General features: G+C 43.9%; 9 protein-coding genes. 6 read left to right on the forward strand and 3 right to left on the reverse strand.

The features are described from left to right. The first annotated feature begins 8 nt into the window (after positions 1–8). The 3 genes from QRN39_RS17665 to QRN39_RS17675 are packed head-to-tail and all read left to right on the forward strand — an operon-like array spanning position 9 to position 14,644. Positions 9–7,241 (forward strand): type I polyketide synthase, encoded by a 7,233-nt coding sequence (locus QRN39_RS17665; RefSeq protein WP_284907784.1) that lies wholly within the window; start codon positions 9–11, stop codon positions 7,239–7,241. Then, positions 7,234–13,644: a type I polyketide synthase gene (locus tag QRN39_RS17670; protein ID WP_284907785.1), complete on the forward strand. Its 6,411-nt coding sequence runs from the start codon at positions 7,234–7,236 to the stop codon at positions 13,642–13,644. Before QRN39_RS17665 ends, QRN39_RS17670 begins: the two co-directional genes overlap by 8 nt. Then, positions 13,637–14,644, forward strand: a complete 1,008-nt coding sequence (locus tag QRN39_RS17675; RefSeq protein ID WP_284907786.1) for a phosphotransferase enzyme family protein — start codon at positions 13,637–13,639, stop codon at positions 14,642–14,644. Before QRN39_RS17670 ends, QRN39_RS17675 begins: the two co-directional genes overlap by 8 nt. A 42-nt stretch (positions 14,645–14,686) precedes the next feature. Here the strand turns inward: QRN39_RS17675 and QRN39_RS17680 are convergent, their stop codons facing one another. The 3 genes from QRN39_RS17680 to putP form a co-directional block, all read right to left on the reverse strand. Next, complete coding sequence (locus QRN39_RS17680; RefSeq protein WP_253622874.1) at positions 14,687–16,093, reverse strand: alkaline phosphatase; 1,407 nt, start codon at positions 16,091–16,093, stop codon at positions 14,687–14,689. 112 nt (positions 16,094–16,205) lie between these two features. Beyond that, positions 16,206–16,898 carry an MgtC/SapB family protein gene (locus QRN39_RS17685; protein ID WP_417894895.1) on the reverse strand — a complete coding sequence of 231 codons (693 nt, stop codon included), beginning with the start codon at positions 16,896–16,898 and terminating at the stop codon, positions 16,206–16,208. A 167-nt stretch (positions 16,899–17,065) separates the two neighbouring features. Then, on the reverse strand, positions 17,066–18,547 hold the full coding sequence (putP, locus tag QRN39_RS17690; protein ID WP_126741168.1) for a sodium/proline symporter PutP: 1,482 nt from the start codon (positions 18,545–18,547) through the stop codon (positions 17,066–17,068). A gap of 423 nt (positions 18,548–18,970) precedes the next feature. Here putP and gatC point away from each other — a divergent pair, with 423 nt between their 5' ends. From gatC to gatB, 3 genes are read left to right on the forward strand one after another with little or no spacing between them, the layout of a single operon-like run. Further along, entirely contained in the window at positions 18,971–19,261 is a 291-nt protein-coding gene (gatC, locus tag QRN39_RS17695) for an Asp-tRNA(Asn)/Glu-tRNA(Gln) amidotransferase subunit GatC (RefSeq protein WP_003213898.1), read from the forward strand. A 14-nt stretch (positions 19,262–19,275) separates the two neighbouring features. Next, a complete protein-coding gene (gatA, locus tag QRN39_RS17700; protein WP_044141558.1) occupies positions 19,276–20,733 on the forward strand; it encodes an Asp-tRNA(Asn)/Glu-tRNA(Gln) amidotransferase subunit GatA in 1,458 nt (485 codons plus the stop codon). Between the two features lie 13 nt (positions 20,734–20,746). Continuing rightward, positions 20,747–22,177 carry an Asp-tRNA(Asn)/Glu-tRNA(Gln) amidotransferase subunit GatB gene (gene gatB, locus QRN39_RS17705; protein ID WP_268458178.1) on the forward strand — a complete coding sequence of 477 codons (1,431 nt, stop codon included), beginning with the start codon at positions 20,747–20,749 and terminating at the stop codon, positions 22,175–22,177. The last annotated feature ends 90 nt before the right edge of the window (positions 22,178–22,267 follow it).

Here is a 22,267-nt window from a genome sequence, read left to right on the forward strand (position 1 = left end):
TGCAGCGTATGTCTGATCAAGAGCAATGGAGCGAATCTGGACTTGAAATTGCAGTTGTAGGATTAGCAGGTACGTTTCCCGAGGCACCGAATGTGCAAGCGTTTTGGGAAAATGTATCGCAAGGGAAAGAATCCGTTACGTTTTTCACTGATGAAGAATTAAAGGCAGCGGGTGTAGATGAAACGCTGCTAAAACGTTCTGATTATGTCAAGGCAAAGCCATATTTACAGCATGCATCATCATTTGATGCAGACTTTTTTGGCTACTCTCCGCGAGAGGCATCTATTATGGACCCGCAAATTCGATTGATGCATGAATGCACATGGCATGCGCTAGAGGATGCAGGCTATGAGCCCGAGCAATACGAAGGATTAATTGGACTTTATGCCGGCGCATCTAGCAATCTATCGTGGATGGGGCAGCATATGTCGTCACTTGCAAAGAACGAAGATGTGTTTCAAATCATGCATCTCAATGACCCATCCTTTGCTTCTCGGATTGCCTATAAATTAAATCTAAAAGGTCCAAGCGTATCGGTGCAAACGGCTTGCTCCACATCGCTTGTTGCTATCCATATGGCCTGCCAAGGATTAATCGGCGGTGAATGTGACCTTGCGTTAGCAGGAGGTGTCACACTCCATCAGCCGCAAATCACAGGCTATCAATACCAAGAAGGAATGATTTATTCTCCTGATGGTCATTGCCGTCCGTTTGATGAAAAAGCAAAAGGAACCATTTTTGGTGAAGGTGCAGGCGTTGTTGTGCTAAAACGATTAAAAGATGCGATAGAAGATGGAGATTTTATTTATGCTGTCGTAAAAGGATCTGCAACGAACAATGATGGGAGCAATAAAGTCGGTTATACAGCCCCAAGTGTGAGTGGACAGGCAAGTGTCATTGAATCTGCGTTAGAAATGGCTGAGACAGAACCAGAGACGATTTCTTATATCGAAGCGCATGGAACGGGGACGCCTGTTGGAGATCCGATTGAGATTGAGGCGCTTACCCGTGCTTTTCAAACAGATCAACAAGGCTATTGCCGAATTGGATCAGTCAAAGCCAATATTGGGCATTTAGATGCCGCAAGCGGTGTAGCTGGTTTTATCAAAACAGTCATGATGCTACATCATCGTCAATTTGCCCCGATGCCGCACTTTGAGAAACCGAATCACCGCATTTCTTTTGATCAAACCCCATTTTATGTTGGGACAGACAAAGAGGAGTGGAAGGCATCTCAATTGCCAAGGAGAGCGGGAGTCAGTGCCTTTGGTATAGGGGGAGCAAATGCTCATGTCATCTTAGAAGAGGCAAAGCCGAGAAAAGCAAACAGCAACGCCTCGTCCAAAGAATTAATCGTGCTGTCAGCTAGATCAACGCATGACATGAAGAACATGACAAAAAACTTAAAGGAATATGTCTCCTCACATCCTGATCTCTCACTTGGTGAAGCAGCTTATACCTTACAAAGTGGAAGAAAGGCTTTCAAATATCGAAAGGCGTTTGTCTGTTCCACGCGGGATGAATTATTAGCGGAGCTGCAATTGCTGAATGAAGAGACAGCAGGCAGAGAAAGTCATTTTTATAAACGGATCAGCATGAAGCTGACGGGGTATCATGAGTCAGGTTTACGTGATTACATCAAGCTGTATGAGAAAGATTCTTCTTTCAAAATAGAAGTGGATCGAATCATAAGCCTCGTCCAATCCGCGGTACCTATCAAAAAAGATGAGCTGTTCCATCCTAAACAAAGCAGTCAATCAGAAGTGGCGATGCTGATCATGACATCGGCTTTTGCCAGCATGGTAAGATCACTCGGAATTGAACTAGATGGATGGGTTGGAGAAGGTAGCGGCGTCTGGACAGCTTTATATGCAGCAGGCGGCCTTGAGCTAAACGATGCGGCAACTATTGTGTACCATCTTCATGATACCGAGACGGTTAATCAAAGGCTGGCTTCCCTGCCTCAGAGGACACTCCAACAGCCTGTTTACTTGCAGCAAACTGGGGAGGAACTAACCACTTTCGACCCATCGTCTGTAAAGGGTCTTCTTACTATGGATCAGCCTGTAAAATCATTAATAGTTGAGCAAGAATCACCAGCTTTGATCATTGACCTTTCAACGAAACAAGGGATTGTAGTTGAAAAGGGAGCAGAAAAAACAACCGAACCACTTGATGGAGACATGCTTCAAATCGCAGGTGTTCTTTGGGAAATGGGGGTCGGCTTAGCTTTCCCAATAACAGATGAGAAGAACAGACAGCGTATTCCGCTACCTGGGTACCCATTTCATAAAACTGATTTCTCTGCACAAACAAATACGATGGCAGCCATTGAACCACAAAAGCCGCAGAATGAACAGCGTGTCTTTGCTTCACTCGCTTCTTTACAAAAAGACATTCACGACATTGTGCAAACTCATTTTGGGTTTGATCAAATAGATGATGAATCGCCATTTTTCGAATTTGGTGCGACATCCCTTGATATTTCTCAGCTTGCAGCGAAAATATCTGAGCATGTTGACAAGCAAATTGACACTGTGCAATTGTATCGGTTTGCGACAGTGGCAAGTCTTGCTGAATATTTGTTTGAAGAACAGTCAGAACAGATTCAAACGCCTGCTTCTAGCCAAGTAAAAAACACGTCTCAGGAGCAAACGGATATTGCGATTGTCGGAATGGCTGGAAGATTCCCGGGAGCTTCATCGCTAGAAGACTTTTGGCAGCGACTTGTGAATGGCGAGGAAATGATTCACTTTTTCACAGAAGAAGAGCTCAAGAAAGCAGGGCTGGATGCGTCTGTCTACCAGCATCCGAATTTCATTGGAGCAAAAGGTCGTTTACAAGAAATCGAAGGCTTTGATGCAGACTTCTTCAACTATTCTGCTAGAGAGGCAGAGCTAATGGATCCGCAGTTCAGGCTCTTGCATGAATGTGCTTGGGAAGCGCTGGAGGATGCTGGCTGTGACCCTGATCGAATGGCAGGGAAAATTGGCGTTTATACAGGAACGAGTCCAAACCATGAGTGGCTGACGCGCTTTGCCCATCAAATGGAAGCAACTGAGCAATTCAGCGCCATGCTGTTAAATGATCGTGAGTTCTTTAGTACACAGCTTTCTTATAAATTGAATTTACACGGGCCTAGTGTGACCATGCAAACAGCTTGTTCGACCTCACTTGTCAATATTGGCATGGCCTGTCAAGCATTATTGAATCAAGAATGTGATGCAGCACTGGCAGGCGGTGTGACTGTTAGTTCTCCAGAAAATATCGGCTACATCTATCAAGATGGGATGATTCAATCAAAGGATGGACATTGCCGACCGTTTGACCAAGAGGCGAGCGGAACCATTTTCGGAGATGGAGCGGGGATTGTTCTGCTAAAACGTTATGAAGATGCGATGAGAGACGGTAACCCGATTCATGCGGTCATCAAAGGGGTTGGTGTGAACAATGATGGCAGCCGAAAAGCTGGTTTTACCGCTCCGAGTGTGGAAGGACAGGCAGAGGTTTTAAAAGAAACGTATGAAAAATCAGGTATCGACCCCGCGTCCATTGGTTATGTAGAAGCTCATGGTACGGGGACAAACATGGGAGATCCAATTGAGGTATCTGCTCTTAGTCAAGTGTTCAAAGGGACAGATCCGCTGACGATTCCGATCGGTTCTGTGAAAAGTAATGTCGGACACTTAAATAGTGCGGCAGGGATTGCAGGTCTGTTTAAAGCCATTTTGGCTCTCCAGCATAAAACGATTCCGCCAACCATTCATTATGAATCACCCAATCAGGAGATTCCTTTCAAAGATACACCGTTTTATGTGAATCAAAAGGCGTTGTATTGGAAGGAAGCAGATGGTCCGAGAAGAGCGGGAGTTAGCTCTTTCGGTATTGGCGGAACGAATGCCCATATGATCATAGAAGAGGGCATACAGGCGAAGCAGAAGCCAGCTTCTAACCAAAAGCAGCTGCTCGTCTTATCTGCAAAAACAGATACTGCTTTGGCGGAAATGACAGAGCGATTAAAGCAGTATGTGATCCAGCATCCTCAAGTCCCACTTGAAGATATTGCTTATACATTACGGTATGGTAGAAAGCAATTTCCATACCGAAAAGCGATCGTACTCGCGTCTGCTGATGAATGGATGCAGCAGAAACAGCTTGAAACGAGTGTGTTCCGAAGCAAAAAATGGCGTAAAGCGACCTTTATGTTTTCGGGTCAAGGCGCTCAGTATGCTGGTATGATGCGCGGATTATATGATGCAGAGCCAGTGTTCAAATGGGAAGTAGATAGATGCTTTAAATATGTAATGGAAACGGAGCAAGTGGATTTAAAGAGCATTGTTTTTTCCGAGAATGAAACGAACGAAGACATCACAAAAACGTCAAATGCCCAGCCGCTTCTATTTATATTTGAGTATGCATTAGCCAAATTGCTTCAGCATAGCGGTGTTGAGCCAGAATCAATGATTGGACACAGTATCGGCGAATACGTTGCCGCTTGTTTGTCAGGGGTCTTTTCTCTCGAGTCTGCATTAACACTCGTGATGGCAAGAGGAAGATTGATGCAAGACATGGAAAAAGGCGCGATGCTTAGTGTGCAATTACCCGAGGCGGAGCTCATCTCAATGATCGATGAATCGCTTTCTGTTGCTGCTGTCAATGCAAAAGACCTTTGTGTCGTTTCTGGAAGAGAAGAGCATATCGCTGCATTTGAAATGAAACTGCAAGACAAAGGAATTGTCACAAGACAGCTCCATACTTCTCATGCCTTTCATTCCTACATGATGGAGCCGATGCTTGAGGCGTTTCAACAATTCGTAGAGAAAGTAGAATTGCACGAGCCGGCGATTCCGTTTATATCGAATGTGACAGGCACCTGGGCGACAAGCGAAGAGGTGATGACAGCATCTTATTGGACGAACCACCTGCGTGGAACCGTTCGTTTTCATGAAGGTCTATCTCAGCTGTTAACGGATGAAGTACGAGCACTCATTGAAGTTGGACCTGGAAACAGCTTGACGGCATTAGCGAAACGTCATGAAAACAAGGAGTCTCATCATGATGTCCTGAATATGGTGAGGCATACGAGAGAACAAGCGGATGACCATGCATATTTCTTAAAGAGAATAGGAGAGCTATGGGCAGGGGGCTACGAGGTCAAAGCGCAGCAACATCCAACTCAAGAGGAACGTCAGCTCGTATCGCTACCGACCTATCCATTTGAGCGGAAACGATATTGGATTGAAGCAGGAAAGCCCGCGTCTCCGCAGCTATCCGCTCCTAAAGAAACGAAGAAAAAAGAGATGGAAGAATGGTTCTACCTGCCTTCTTGGGAGCAGCAGCCGCTAAAACCAGTTTTCGAAAAAGAAACAGAAGAACAAACGTGGCTCATTTTCAAGGAACAGGATGCTTTTCATGAACTGTTTACCCATTCATTTACGCAACAAGGTATCAAGGTCATTTCTGTCACAAAGGGTGAAGCTTATCAAGAGCAAGATGAGTCGTTTACGATCAATCCGGCAGAAGGCCAGCACTACCGAAACATGCTAGATTCATTGTCTAATAGAGGCATCAATATTCAGCGGATTCTGCATTTATGGGAAGCTGCGAAAGAAGATGACAACTCGAATCGTCAAGCCGCTTTTCAGGCGCACATTGAAAAAGGCTATTACAGTTTAATTTTCTTATCTCAAGCGATTGCTGCCCAAAAAAATATTCGAGAATGCCGTCTGTTTACGATCACTAGCGGAATTCAGCCAGTCACAGGCAATGAGTCGATATGTGCAGAGAAAAGTGCAATGCTTGGACCATGTAAAGTCATTTCACAGGAATACCATCATATTAAGTGCTGGAATATCGATGTGGAAGACGTGCCAGAAGTCATTTCTTGGAAGGAACAAGTCCTTGTCGATCTTATTGTGCAGGAAATCATGCAGCCTGGAAAGGACCAGCTTGTGGCGTATCGTCATCGAAAGCGCTGGGTGCAGAGCTACAAGCATTTGCCGCTGCAAAAAGAAGATGGACTTCCGAAGATGATTAGGCCAAATGGTGTTTATTTGATCACAGGAGGTTTAGGCGGTATCGGATTTGTTTTATCAAAGATGCTGGCGAAGGAAGGAAATGTACATCTTTATTTAACTGGAAGAACGGCATTGCCGCCAAGAAATGAATGGGCGTCATATGTTCAACAAGCAAATGCCGATGAAGCGCAGCGCACGAGAATTGAGAAGGTGCTTGAGCTCGAACGATTAGGTGCAACAGTAGAAGCGGTGCAGGCGAATGCAGGAGATCTTGATCAAATGAAACATGTATTTGATGCCATTCGCAAAAAGCATGGCGGCGTTCATGGTGTATTCCATGCAGCAGGATTACCAGGAAGTACATCCTTCCGTGCAATCAAAGATATCCCTTCTACACTGGCGCAGGGAGAGGATCAATTCCAATCAAAGGTGAAAGGGCTCGATGTGCTAGAGCAGCTGCTGGAACAAGAACAAGCAGACTTTTGTCTTCTCTTTTCTTCCATTAGTGCATTGCTTGGGGGCTTAGGATTCTCTGCTTACTCAGCGGCTAACTTATATATGGATGCATTTGCAGCTAGACTTAATCAACATAGTCAAACCCCGTGGATGTGTGTGAACTGGGATGCGTGGAATTTCTGGGGTGAGCTAGAATCCACAATAGGTGAATCGATCAATGAGCTTGCGATTTTACCAGAAGAGGGTGCTGAGCTGTTCCAGTATGTTCTGTCTAGCCGGCAGAATCGACACATGCTCGTGTCCACAGGAAATCTTGATGAACGGATAGATCAATGGCTGTCACTAGAGCCTAAGACCGTAGCGGATGAGGATTCGTATGAAGTGTCTAAGCACGAAAGACCAGAGCTGGGCAATCCATATGTGGCGCCTCGAAATGAAACTGAAAAAGCGATCTGCCAAGTATGGCAGGATTTTATGGGCATGGAACAAGTGGGCATTCACGACAATTTCTTCGATCTCGGCGCAAGCTCGCTGGATATTGTCCAAGTCACCAATCGGTTAAATCAAGCACTTCAAACAAATGAAGCGGTTGTGACGTTGTTTACGTACCCTTCTGTTGCAGAGCTTGCGAAATATATCCAGCCTTCTGAGGACTCGAAGGAAGAAGTGATGGAAGAAGAACTAGCCGTCGTCACTTCAGGTGATCGAAGAGCTCGTTTTAAACAGCAACGGAATAAAAGATTGAGAGGCGGAATCGAGAATGAATGATACAACGAATCACTATCATGGCGCAGAAATTGCTGTTATCGGTCTTGCAGGTCGTTTTCCAGGGGCCAAAAATGTAGATGAGTACTGGGAGAATCTGAAAAAGGGAAAAGAAACAATCTCCTTTTTTACAGAAGAAGAATTACGGCGTGAAGGTACAGATGAAGCTTTATTAAAAAATCCCCGTTTTGTTAAAGCAAAAGGGATGCTAGATGATGTTGATTTATTTGATGCAGATTTCTTTGACTATACACCAAAGGAAGCGGCCATGATGGACCCGCAGTTTAGACTGTTTCATGAATGTGTGTGGACGGCGCTTGAAGACGCTGGATACGATCCGTTTGAATATAAAGGGCAAATCGGTCTTTATACAGGTGCAGGGATCAATACAGAATGGGTCATGAGAGCACTTCAAGGGGCGGCTCAAGGTGAGGATTCGAAAACACTGGAAGCTGCCGTTCTGAATATGCGTGATTATTTAGCGACGATGATTTCATATAAATTAAATCTGAAGGGACCGAGTATGGTGGTGCAAACCGCCTGCTCGACCTCGATGGTGTCGATTCATTTAGCCGTTCAGGCTTTATTAAGCGGCGACTGTCATATGGCTGTTGCAGGTGGCGTGTCCATTCGTCTGCCGCAAAAATCAGGTTATCTTTATCAAGAAGGCATGATCCATTCATCTGACGGGCATTGCCGCGTCTTTGATAACAAAGCCGATGGAACCGTTTTTGGTGATGGTGCAGGAGCCGTTATTTTAAAAAATTTAGAGGATGCCATTGAAGACGGCGATCACATTTATGCTGTCATCAAAGGGTCATCTATTAATAATGATGGAAATAGAAAAGTAGGATATACAGCGCCGAGTACGAAAGGTCAAGTTTCAGCGATTAAGACAGCACTTCGAATGGCTGAGGTGGAACCTGAAACCATTTCGTACATTGAAGCACATGGAACCGGGACAACCCTCGGAGATCCGATCGAAATTGAAGCGCTCAAGCAAGCATTTGATACAGATAAAAAAGGCTTTTGCCGCATTGGCTCTGTCAAATCAAATGTTGGTCATCTAAATGATGCATCAGGTGTCGCGGGCTTTATTAAAACCGTTTTAAGCTTAAAGCATCAAGTGATTCCGCCGACCATTCATTTTGAAACACCAAATGAAAAAATTGAATTTGCCAATTCGCCTTTCGTTGTAAACACAGACTTGACGCCATGGAGCACGCAGGAATCTCCTCGCCGAGCAGGTGTAAGCTCATTTGGGATAGGTGGAACAAATGCTCATGTCATTTTAGAAGAAGCACCTGCTACACGTGTTGCCGCTGATAGCCCTGAGGATAGTGAACTTCTTTTATTATCTGCCAAAACACCAGCAGCTCTTGAAAAAATGACGGATCGCCTTGCGGACTACTTACTTCAGCATCAGCAGCATGTTCGTCTAAGTGACGTTGCCTATACGCTGCAAACAGGGCGCCATCATTTCCCACATAAACGTGTCATTCTTGGAAGTAACACGGCGGATATGTTACAGGCGCTGAATCAAAGGTCAAAAGAGGTGGTCAAGACGGCTAGCTCCCAAACATCGAGCCGTCCAGTCGTCTTTCTTTTCCCAGGCCAAGGATCTCAGTATGTAGACATGGGGCGTCAGCTTTATGACAAATATCCAGTCTTTAAAGAAGCGCTGGATCAATGCTTGAATCAATTCAAACAGCATGTCTCAGTTGACCCATTTCGTATTTTATTCTCAACAGAAGCAAGTGATGATCGTCAGTTGATCAATCAAACAGAATATACGCAGCCGCTTCTCTTTAGTGTGGAATACGCTTTGGCTAAATTGCTGATTCATTTTGGCGTCAAACCGCAGGCACTGATCGGTCACAGTATTGGAGAATATACGGCTGCTGCCGTATCTGGTTTACTATCTGTTGAAGATGCCGTAGATCTTGTGGCTTATCGCGGACAGCTCATTAGCCAGCTTCCAAAAGGCTCTATGCTGAGTGTTCCTTTGAGTGAACAAAACGTGCTGCCATATTTAACAGATGATCTTTCACTTGCAGCAGTAAATGGTCCTGAATTGTGCGTAGTGTCAGGTGAGACCGCAGCCATTGATGCACTTGCTGAGAAGCTGGAGTCTGCTGGACATGGGTGCAGGAAGCTTCACACCTCTCATGCCTTCCATTCTAAAATGATGGATGACATCCTGCCATCATTTAAAGAAAAGGTAGCTGAGTATCAATTCAATGCGCCGTCTATCCCGTATATTTCTAACGTCACAGGTACGTGGATTGACCATGAAGCAGTGCAAGACCCGGCATATTGGGCTAATCATTTGCGGCAAGCGGTTCGTTTCCGTGATGGAGCAGAGACGTTATTAACGGAGCTTGATCCTATTTTCGTTGAAGTCGGACCGGGGAATACGTTAAGTGCCTTTATTCGCCAAGCTTCAAAGGAACATCATCAGCAGCCGATTCCATTGATGCGTCATCCAAAAGAAGAGGCAGCCGACGACCGCTACCTGCTGGGAAGATTGGGTGACATCTGGCTTCAAGGGGTGCCGGTTGACTGGAAAAAATTGCGAAATCAGACATCAAATCAAAAAGTATCCTTGCCGACCTATCCGTTTGAACGACAACGATATTGGATTGAAAAGGTAGATACATCTGCATTATCTTCATCCTCAGGTGTGCAAATGGTGGTGCCAAAGGATAACAAAGGGCAGGAAATAGAAGAAAACAATCAAGTCCATGCCGCCGCATCGAATGACATTGAGGCAACGTTACAGCGGATGTGGAAAGACATTTTAGGAATTGAAAAGGTGGAAAGAGACGACCATTTCTTTGAGCTTGGCGGACATTCGTTAAATGCCACCGGTCTGATTTCTCAAATTCACAAAGAGTTTGGTGTAGAGCTAACGCTCACAGACATGTTTAACAATCCGACAATTGAAAAGCTCCAAGCATTCATCGAAAAGGCAGAGAAGCATCAATATTTCAAGATTGAACCAGTCGAAAAGAAAGACACATATCCATTATCTGCTGCTCAAAGACGGACATTCCTCATTCATCAGCGTATTGGTCAAGTGACCTCTTACAACATGCCGATGGCACTGAGATGTAAAGGGGAAATTGTCGTCGAGCGCTTTGAGCAGACCTTCAAGCAATTAATTGATCGTCATGAAACCTTGCGAACGACCTTTGAATTAAAAGATGGTGAACCAGTTCAGCGTGTCCATGATGACTTCCAATTTGCTGTTGAATTGACAGAGGCTGATGAAGAAGGATTAGAAGCACAAATCGATGAATTCATTCGTCCATTTGACTTAAAGGCTGCACCATTGATCCGTGTGCGTTTTGTGAAAATCGCAGCTAACGATCACCTCTTATTAGTCGATATGCATAATATTGTGGCGGATGGAGCGAGCATGAACATCTTTATTAAAGAATTTACTGAGCTCTATCGAGGGGAAACCTTGCCGGAACTCACTGTTCAATATAAAGATTATGCAGAATGGCAAGACAAATATTTCCGCAGCGAGATGTTTCAAAAGCAGCAGGATTATTGGAAGCAGCAAATTGGCTCAAATGTGCCAACTTTGACAATGCCATATGATTTTGAACGGAAGGAACAATCCTTCTTAGGAAGAGCGATCAAATTCAATATTGAACCGCACATCGTTGAGAAAATTGAACAGCTTGCTGAACAGTATCAGCTGACAAATAACGTTATCTTGTTCCAGCTCTATGGGCTACTGCTCTCACGTTATGCAGATCAAGAGGAGCTGATTGTCGGTTCACTTGTGGCTGGACGGCGTCATGCAGATATCGAGCATACAATTGGCATGTTTACAAACTTCCTGCCAATTAAACTAGACATGGTACAAGAATCAACCTTTACAGAGCAACTGGCGCAGACAAAGCAAGTATTGCTGGATGCGTATGACCATCAAGAGTACCCATTTGACAAAATGGTTGAGCATCTGAATCCAAAAACAAGACCGCATCGCAATCCATTCTTTGATACAATGCTCATCTACCATAATGAGTACGATCCGAATATTAAAATCGAAGCCGATGGACTAACATTCGAAACACATGAGTTTGCAAAGGGAATTTCCAAACTCGATATGAAAATGGATGTTGTCAGAGAAGTAACGGGGGAGTTAAAGTGCGTCCTTCAATACAATCTTGCGCTGTTTAAACATGAGACAATGCAAGCGTTCGTCAAGCACTTCGAGCACTTGGTCGAACAGGCTGTTCAAACACCTGATCAACTGCTCAAGGATTTCGATGTGCTTACAGAGGAAGAAGAACAGGCAGCAAAGGAGAAAAGGGAGCGTGCAGAGGAAAAAGCACCGCTCGTACTTACAGTTAGCTCGACATTTACAGCAGATCCAATCGCACCTTACATTCAGTACTGGACCAAGCAGTTTGATGTGCAGCTTGATGTTCAATTTGCACCGTATGGGCAGGTATATCAGGAATTACTAAATGAGCGCAGCCTTATCTCACAGAAGAAAAACGGTGCGAACCTTCTGCTCATTCGATTAGAGGATATCACGGGTCCAGCTCATCTTTCACTGGAAGAAAAGAAAAAACTGGCTGCAGAGCATGCTGAAGAACTTGCAAACGTTCTGAAATCAAAAACGAAACATAACTTATATTTTGTTGGGATTCTGCCGATAAGTGCTGCTCTTAAAGACACGCTGCAAGATGTGGAACGAGAGTGGATTGCTCAATTATCTGAGATAGACGGTGTTCAATTAATCGACTGCCGTCAGCTTGCGAAGCACTATCAGATAGATGACATCTTTGATGCAAAAGGAGAGCAAGCCGCACATCTCCCATTCACAGAAGTCTTTTGTGGAGCCATCGGTACAAAAGTCGCACGCGAGTTCATTGCATGGCAAGGTGCACCATTTAAGGTAGCGGCCATTGATTGTGATCACACGCTTTGGAGAGGTGTCGTTTCAGAAGACGGTATAGAAGGCATCGATATTACGCCAGAACATCAAATGCTTCAGCGCTTTTTAAAACAAAAGCAAAAAGAAGGTCTCTTGCTTGTCTTAAGCAGCAGGAATAATGAAGAAGATGTGTGGCGCGTGTTTGAAAACCACCCAGATATGATCTTGCAAAAAGACGATATTGTCGACTGGCGGATCAATTGGGAAAGTAAACCGGCACATCTCAAAGAAATGGCAGATTCACTGAATCTTTCATTATCTCAGTTTATTTTCTTAGACGATGATCCTGCTCAGTGCTTGCGTATGAATGAAGAGCTGCCTGAAGTGATGACACTGCTACTACCTGCCAATGAAAAAGCGATCCCATTATTCGCTCAGCATGCTTGGGCATTTGACCGCTATGATGTCACAGAAGAAGATAGAGGGCGAACAACGAGCTACAAGGCTGAAAAAGCTCGTCAAAAGGAGAAAGCAGAATCGCCGTCAATGGAGCAATTTTTACAAGATTTGAATTTGAACATGAGTGTAACAAAGTGGGGAGAAAAGCACCTTGCCCGCGTGGCGCAAATGAGCAGTCGCATTAACCAATTCCGCTTAAATGATCAGCGCTTTGATGAACAGCAGCTGAGAGAGCGGATGGAAAATGAGCTTGTTCAGGGTTGGATTATCGAGGCAGCGGATCGCTTCAGTCATGAAGGAATTGTAGGGGCGATCTTGGCTCATCATGCAGGCGACACCTTGATCATTGATGCATGGATGCTAAGCTGCCGTGCTCTAGGGAAAGGGATTGAGCAAAAATGTCTGACATGGCTCGCTGAATATAGCCGTCAGCACCAGCTTTCTTCTATTGAATTCACATTTGCATCGACTGGACGTAATGAGCTATTCAAGTCATTTATGAAAGAGCACCAGATGCAGGAGATGGGGGAGCAGCAAACATACCGGATACAAGTGGAAGAAATCGGTTCACTGAGCGATCACATTCAGATCGTCGACCACCTGTCACCTCGTCAGCACCCGGCTGAAGAAATAGAGGGTCAAAGGGTGGAGACAGCAAGTCATTCAGCTTCTGAAGGTTACACATGGGAAACGGTTCAAACAGATCAAACGCTGCACAGCGGGTATGTAAAAGCCCTTAAGGTACATGATCAAGAAGGTCTTCGTTCATTATTAAAGACGGAACTAACGCAGGATCAGGGACTTTACGCACAGCCAACCAATGAACGCGAGGCATTGCTTCTTGAGATTTGGTGTGACATTCTTCATGTGGAAAAAGTAGGAATTGACAACGACTTTTTCGATTTAGGAGGAAATTCTTTACTTGCTGTCAAAATGGAAGTAGAGATAGAAAAGAAGGGTTGGTATGTTGATGATTTGAATTTTGCTGAAAAACACACCATTCGAGAATTAGCAAAATATATGAAGAGGGAGAATCAGCATGCATAAAGATGTAAAAGCCATATATAAAGAATCAAAAATTTTAGATGAGGCCACTCATTTATACGGAGTCCAGCGAAGTGACATCCACTTTATCGCAGATGCAGAAAACTATGTGTATGAACTTAAAAAAGACGGAGAGTCTTTCATTTTAAAAATTACCCATACCATCCGCAGATCACCTGATTATATTTTAGGTGAAATGGAATGGCTCCATCACTTAGCGAAGGGCGGACTTTCGGTTGCAAAACCAATTGCTTCATTAAATGGCCGTGATATCGAGCAAGTAGACGATGGGCAAGGCGGTTCATTTTTACTGCGGGTCTATGAAAAAGCACCGGGTCATAAAGTCGAAGAGGCAGACTGGAATGATGAATTATTTTATGCCCTTGGACAGTACACAGGCCGCATGCATAAACTGACAAAAAGCTATCAGCTGTCAGATACGCGATATAAAAGACAAGAGTGGGATGAAGAGGAGCAGCTTAAATTGCGTAAGTATGTCCCAGCCGATCAGACGCTTGTATTCGAACAAGCGGATCGGTTGATGGAAAAGCTGGCAAAGCTTCCGAAAAATCAGGATACGTACGGATTGGTTCATGCGGATCTTCATCACGGAAACTTCCACTGGGATCAAGGCAAAATTACGACCTTTGATTTCGATGATATCGGGTACAACTGGTTTATGAATGACATTAGCATTTTGCTATACAATGTGTTGTGGTACCCAGTCATTCCATACGAAGACAAAGCAGCTTTTGCAGGAAACTTTATGAAGCAGTTCCTTAAAGGCTATCGTGAAGAGAATGAGCTTGGGGATGAGTGGCTTGCCTACATTCCTGACTTCCTTCGCTTACGTCACGTGCTAATCTATGGCTTGCTGCATCAAGCATTTGATTTGGCTACCATCGGAGAAGAAGAGAAGGCCATGCTCGCTAGCTTCCGCTCCGACATTGAGCAAGCAGCACCGATTACGACGTTTGACTTTACAAAGCTAAGTCAATCTTAACATCAAAATCCCCGCCTATGTGATGAGGCGGGGATTGTTTTTTTATGGGCGATAGGTGGACGGTGATTCAATGATATGAAACAGGTTCTTTCCTTGCTTTGTATTATCGATCCAGCCTTGAAATGCTGCTTTACCAGGTCCATATGCATAGACAGGGACATCCTCACCTGTATGAGCAAAGGTTGTCCAGCCTGAGAAAGAACGCTGATCAAAGATGTGTTGAATGCTGAGTTGAATTGTACTGGCCTTCCCTGATTGTGCCGCTTTCTCCACCTGTGAGATTTCCTCATTTGTGAGCGAGAAATCAATATGGGTGTGAAGGACATCACGTACCGATTGTCCGCCTGCGATTTTCTTTGCCATATACACAGGTGTTTTCTTAGCAGCTAAAATAGGTGCTGGGTCCCATTTATATCCAGTTTCACTTGTCATGCCGTCTGCACCAAACGAAAAGCCGCCAGTCGCATGATCTGCTGTGATGACAACGAGTGTTTCTTGATCCTTTTTAGCGAATTGAAGAGCCGCTTGGACTGCTTTCTCAAAATCCTCCATCTCACTCATTGCGCCGACCACATCATTTTCATGTCCAGCAGAATCAATGGTACTACCTTCAAGCAGCATGAAAAACCCATGCGAATTGTCTTGATTTAATTGGGCTAATGCTGACTGCGTCATGGCTTTTAAGGTAGGCACATGCTTTGGACGATCGATGGCTCGATCCAGCTCGTCCTCCTGGAATAAGCCGAGCATTTTCGAAGATGATTGGGAGGTTAAATCATCTTTTGACCTTAGTATGGAATAACCGCTCTTCTCAAATTCTTTCACAAGATCACGGTCTTTTCGGTCAAAATATTGCATGCCGCCACCTAGAAGGATATCAACTTTGTGCTCTCCGCCTATTTTCTCATCAAAAAAGTGGTCTGCAATTTGTTCTTTGTTTTTTCGGGAGACGTTATGTGTGCCAAAAGCGGCAGGTGTAGCATCGGTGATGTCAGATGAGACAACAAAGGCTGTTTTCATTTGTGCTTCCTTTGCTGCTTCAACGACACTTCTAAGAGGTTCTTTTTCTTGGTTGACGGCGATGGCATCATTGTATGTCTTTTTTCCAGTCGCCATGGCCGTGGCTGCGGCAGCTGAGTCGGTAATATTATCTCGAGGATCATCTGGGTGTGTGGTCTGCATCCCGACTAAATACGGGTCCCAGACGGTTTGTGCTTTTGGAGAACCAAGCTTTTCCTGCTTGAATGTGCGGTAGGCTTTGATCACGGGCATCCCCATTCCATCGCCAACGATAAAAATAACATTTTTTGGTGTTTTCGTTTGTTTCTTGTCTGCTGCATTTGTTGAGACGGGAGTGACATAATGTGAGGTCAATAAAGCAGCGAATACGAGTACCGCTAGAATCCCACTCATAAGAAAAATACGTTTTTTACGATCCATAGAGCCCATGAAAAATCCCCTTTTATCATTTATTTCATAATTTGTATTTTATTTGAATGAGGGCAATGGTTCAACCCCTTTTCCCATAAAAAAAGGGATGAGACTTTTGCCTCATCACCTTTTATACCGTATCACACTTGACGCCAACGACGCCTTCTAGATCTTTAATATCAAAATACACATCGGTTGTATAGCGATCTTTATGCACGCGTACACGTACTTCCATAATCGGATAGTTCTTTTCTGTTAAATCATCAATACGAACAGAATGAATGCGAATGTTGAGGGCTTTTATTTCTTTTAAAATATCCGTCATACGGTTTCGATCAGAAAGAGACATTCTGATGCGGATTTCTTTTTCCTGTAAGCGAATCGGTCCGATCCGCTGGAAGAGCCATGGTAGAAATTCGACACTAACCAGAATAAAGAAAAGACTGAGGAAGGCTTCTTTATAAAATCCTGCACCTGTTGCAACCCCAAGTCCTGCTGCTCCCCAGATCATCGCAGAAGTCGTAAGACCTGAGATGACATCATTGCTTTTTCGCAGAATCACACCTGCTCCAATAAAACCAACACCAGATATAATTTGCGCCGGTAACCTGAGTGGGTCCATTTGAAGCCTAGAGACTCGAGGGAAATTGTAGGCTGCATCAATGCTGATGATGGTTAACACGCAGGAGCTGACAGCAATGACAATACACGTTTTTAAGCCGAGTGGCTTTTTCTTCAGCTCGCGTTCAAGCCCAATAATCAAACCGATTAAGGTGGCCACGGCTAATTTTAAGACTGTATCCCATTCAATTGTCCAAAACATGCGTATCGCTCCTTCACTTCATGTACGTTTCACATCATGTATATGATCTTCTCACAGCCCATATGGCTGCACAACTCTTATTTTATTCAGAATCGGAAGAAAGAAAAGCTTTTTATTTAATTTAAAAAGAGAGTCATCCGCATAAGGCAGACGACCCTTCATGTTCTTTATTTTGTTTCTTCTTCAAGATGATTTTCCATTTTGTTAAATAGCTGTTTTGATGCTTTTGACGGCTTACTTGTCAATAAGCTCACAATAATGGCAGCTAATCCACTTAACGTAAAGCCAGGAATCATTTCATAAATACCTGTTGCATGGTTAAGGCCTGTCGTGATCCATGTGAGAACGACTATCGCCCCAACAATCATCCCGACAAGGGCACCATGATGATTCATTCGCTTCCAGTATAGGCAAAGTAAGATGACTGGACCGAATGAAGAACCAAATCCAGCCCACGCATAACCGACAAGGTCAAGAATGGTATCACTTGGATTAAGTGAAAGGCAAAGGGCAATTACAGCGACAACGAGTACAGACATACGGCCAATCATCACGAGCTCTTTATCAGATGCTTTTTTTCTAAAGAACGTTCTGTATAAATCCTCTGTCATCGCACTTGCCGTGACAAGCAGCTGAGACGAAATTGAACTCATAATCGCCGCTAAAATGGCAGAAAGTAAAAATCCAGTGATATATGGATGGAACAGCACCTTAGAAAAGACGATAAAGATCGTTTCAGGGTCAGCAAGGTTCATACCCGTTTCATGAACATAGGCAACACCGACTAAACCGACAGATAGTGAACCAATTACTGAAATAATCATCCAGCTCATTCCGATGCGGCGTGCTGGTTTTAAGTCTTTGACGGACGTAATCGCCATAAAGCGCACGATAATATGCGGTTGTCCAAAGTAACCTAGTCCCCAAGCGAGGAAGGATATAATGCCAATGACGCTCGTTCCTCTAAAAATATCAAGCAATTTAGGATCAATCTGTTGAATATCTTGGAATGTAGCAACAGGTCCGCCTAATTGTGTAAAGGCAACGATCGGCACGAGCACTAATGCTAAAAACATGATAGCTCCTTGGACAAAGTCCGTTAAGCTCACTGCCAGGAATCCACCAAACAATGTATACAAAATAACAATACTTGACGTCAAAATCAGTCCAAACATGTAGTGTGCACCAAATGCTGACTCAAATAAACGTCCGCCTGATACCATCCCAGACGATGTATACAGCGTAAAGAAAATTAAAATGATGACAGCTGATACAGCTTTTAATAAAGAAGATGATCCTTTGAATCGTTTATCAAAGAAATCAGGAATTGTAATGGCATCATCAGCAATTTCTGTATAAGAACGTAAACGGGGTGCAAGAATGAGATAGTTTAAGTAAGCACCGACGATGAGACCAATCGCAAGCCAGGTAGTCGATAAACCTGTTTTATACATTTCACCTGGTACACCCATCAGCATCCAGCCGCTCATATCCGCAGCACCTGCTGAAAGAGCTGTAACGAATGGACCAAGTCCGCGTCCACCAAGCATATAATCATTTAAATCATGTGTTTTCCTGAATGCATACCAACCGATGGCAAGCATCCCGATAAAATAAATAGATAAGGAAATTGTAACTTCAATACTCATTTTGTGTTCTCACCTTTTTCGTATAAATTTGACATCACCTCAATCAAAATATCCAGAAGTGTCAGGGCTAGTTTTTTGATTGAATGCCCTTCTCACTGCTATGGTTACTTAACCTAACAGAGTATTCCCAAGTGATCAACCTTCTTAAACCTCCTCATTTTGAAGAAAAAATGGACAGATCGGTGATACGAATCAGTTTGTATACGCTTACAAAAGTAAATAAAAGTAAAAATTTTCTGAAAATAAAAGGTGGTCTGCATGACTATTTTCTTTATCTGTTGGATCACTATGATGCTTCGAGAGAAAAGGGCTCTTGCTGCGCCTGTGTAAAGTTGCTTTAGAACAGTAAAATTTGATATGATAAAGTGTATATGACTTATGATCATGACCACGAACACGTATCATTTTTGGAGGTGAACCTGCATGTCTAGAATTTCAATAGAAGAAGTAAAGCACGTGGCGCATTTGGCACGGCTTGCAATTACAGAAGAAGAAGCTGAAATGTTTACTGAACAGCTTGATAGCATCATTTCATTTGCAGAGCAGTTAAACGAGGTAGATACGGAAAACGTTGAACCAACAACACACGTATTAAAAATGAAAAACGTCATGAGAGAAGATGTTCCGAATAAAGGTCTTTCCATTGAGGCAGTCATCAAAAACGCGCCTGATCATAAAGACGGCTATATTCGTGTGCCATCAATTTTGGACTAAAGGAGGCCTGAGGCATGTCACTGTTTGATCACAAAATTTCTGAATTAAAAGAGCTTTTACATAAAAAGGAACTGTCTGTTTCTGATTTAGTGGACGAGTCTTATAAACGAATCAATGAAGTAGACGGGAAAGTACAAGCATTCCTTGCACTGGACGAAGAGAAAGCTCGTGCGTATGCAAAGGAATTGGACGAGGCAGTTGGTGAAAAGGACGAGCTTGGTCTATTGTTCGGTATGCCAATCGGTGTGAAAGATAACATCGTCACAAAGGATTTACGTACAACAGCATCTAGTAAAATCCTGCAAAACTTTGATCCTATTTATGATGCAACGGTTGTCAATCGTTTAAGAGATGCGGAAGCAGTCACAATCGGTAAATTAAATATGGACGAATTTGCAATGGGATCTTCTACAGAGAACTCAGGCTACAAAGCAACGAAAAACCCTTGGAATTTAAACACTGTTCCAGGAGGATCAAGTGGTGGCTCAGCAGCTTCTGTTGCAGCAGGTGAAGTGCCATTCTCACTTGGATCAGATACGGGCGGTTCGATTCGCCAGCCGGCATCATTCTGCGGCGTTGTGGGCTTGAAGCCGACGTATGGCCGTGTATCTAGATACGGCTTAATCGCATTTGCTTCTTCATTAGATCAAATCGGGCCGATTACGCGTAACGTAGAGGACAATGCATACGTTCTTCAAGCGATTGCTGGAGTCGATCAAATGGACGCAACGAGTGCAAATGTCGACGTCCCAGATTTTCTTTCTTCATTAACTGGCGACATCAAAGGCATGAAAATTGCAGTGCCAAAAGAATACCTTGGAGAAGGTGTTGGCGAGGAAGCAAAAGAGTCTGTTCTTCAAGCGTTAAAAGTATTAGAAGGACTTGGTGCCACATGGGAAGAAGTGTCTCTTCCGCATTCTAAATATGCGCTTGCGACTTACTACTTGCTGTCTTCTTCAGAAGCATCTGCAAACCTTGCGCGTTTTGACGGCATCCGCTATGGCTACCGTACAGATAATGCAGAAAACCTGATTGATTTATACAAAAATACTCGTTCTGAAGGCTTTGGAAACGAAGTGAAACGCCGCATCATGCTTGGCACATTCGCTCTTAGCTCAGGATATTATGATGCATACTATAAAAAGGCGCAAAAAGTCCGTACATTGATCAAAAAAGACTTCGAAGATGTTTTTGAAAAGTATGATGTCATTGTAGGGCCAACAACGCCAACTCCTGCATTTAAGATTGGTGAAAAGACAAGCGATCCACTGACGATGTACGCGAACGATATTTTAACGATCCCTGTGAACCTTGCAGGCGTTCCAGGAATCAGTGTGCCTTGTGGATTTGCAAACGGTCTTCCGTTAGGACTGCAAATCATTGGTAAGCACTTTGATGAAGGAACGGTTTACCGCGTGGCTCACGCTTTCGAGCAAGCAACAGATCATCATAAAGCAAAACCTGAACTGTAAGGGGTGAATCAGAATGAACTTTGAAACGGTAATTGGACTTGAAGTCCACGTTGAGCTAAAAACACAATCAAAAATTTTCTCCAGCTCGCCGACACCTTTTGGTGCAGCTGCCAACACGCAAACAAGTGTCATCGACCTTGGATATCCTGGCGTACTGCCTGTATTGAACAAAGAAGCGGTGAACTTTGCAATGAAAGCAGCAATGGCGCTAAACTGTGAGATCGCAACAGATACAAAATTTGACCGTAAAAACTACTTCTATCCTGATAACCCAAAGGCGTATCAAATTTCTCAATTTGATAAACCGATCGGTGAAAACGGCTGGATTGAAATTGAAGTAGAAGGCAAAACGAAACGAATCGGTATTACGCGTCTCCATTTGGAAGAGGATGCAGGTAAACTGACACACACAGGCGACGGATATTCACTTGTTGACTTCAACCGTCAAGGCACACCGCTTGTTGAAATCGTATCTGAGCCAGACATTCGCACACCAGAAGAAGCGTATGCGTACTTAGAAAAACTAAAATCTATTATTCAATATACAGGCGTATCTGACTGTAAGATGGAAGAAGGCTCACTTCGCTGTGATGCCAATATTTCACTTCGTCCGATTGGCCGTGAAGAGTTTGGAACGAAAACAGAGCTCAAGAACTTGAACTCATTTGCTTTCGTACAAAAAGGTCTTGAATTCGAAGAGAAACGTCAAGAGCAAGTATTGCTTTCTGGCGGCTTGATCGAACAAGAAACTCGCCGCTATGACGAAGCGTCTAAAAAGACGATCCTCATGCGTGTCAAAGAGGGCTCAGATGATTACCGCTACTTCCCAGAACCAGATTTAGTGGAGCTGTACATTGATGACGAGTGGAAAGAACGCGTAAGAGCATCGATCCCAGAGCTTCCAGATGAGCGCCGCAAACGCTACATCGATGATCTAGGGCTTCCTGCATATGATGCGATGGTGCTGACGCTGACAAAAGAAATGTCTGATTTCTTTGAAGCAACCATTTCAGAAGGTGCAGAAGCGAAGCAAGCTTCAAACTGGCTGATGGGTGAAGTATCTGCCTACTTAAACTCAGCTCAAAAAGAGCTGGAAGATACAAAGCTAACGCCGCAAGGCCTGGCTGGCATGATCAATCTCATCGAAAAAGGAACGATTTCTTCTAAGATTGCCAAAAAGGTATTCAAAGAGCTGATTGAAAATGGGGGAGACGCAGAAACAATCGTCAAAGAAAAAGGACTTGTCCAAATTTCTGACGAAGGTGCCCTGCTCAAACTTGTCACAGAAGCACTTGATAACAACCCGCAATCCATCGAAGACTTTAAAAACGGAAAAGACCGCGCGATTGGTTTCTTAGTCGGACAAATCATGAAAGCATCGAAGGGACAAGCAAACCCGCCGATGGTCAACAAGATTCTCCTAGAAGAAATCAAAAAACGCTAATGAACAATAGCAAAAACCGCCTCATGAGAAGAGGCGGTTTTTTTTGCTTGAAATGACAGGGTCTTATAATAGATTCAGACCACCGCCGTA

Origin of the sequence: Bacillus sp. lyk4-R2A-2, from assembly GCF_030209735.1 — a bacterium.
Taxonomy (GTDB): domain Bacteria; phylum Bacillota; class Bacilli; order Bacillales; family Bacillaceae; genus Bacillus; species Bacillus pumilus.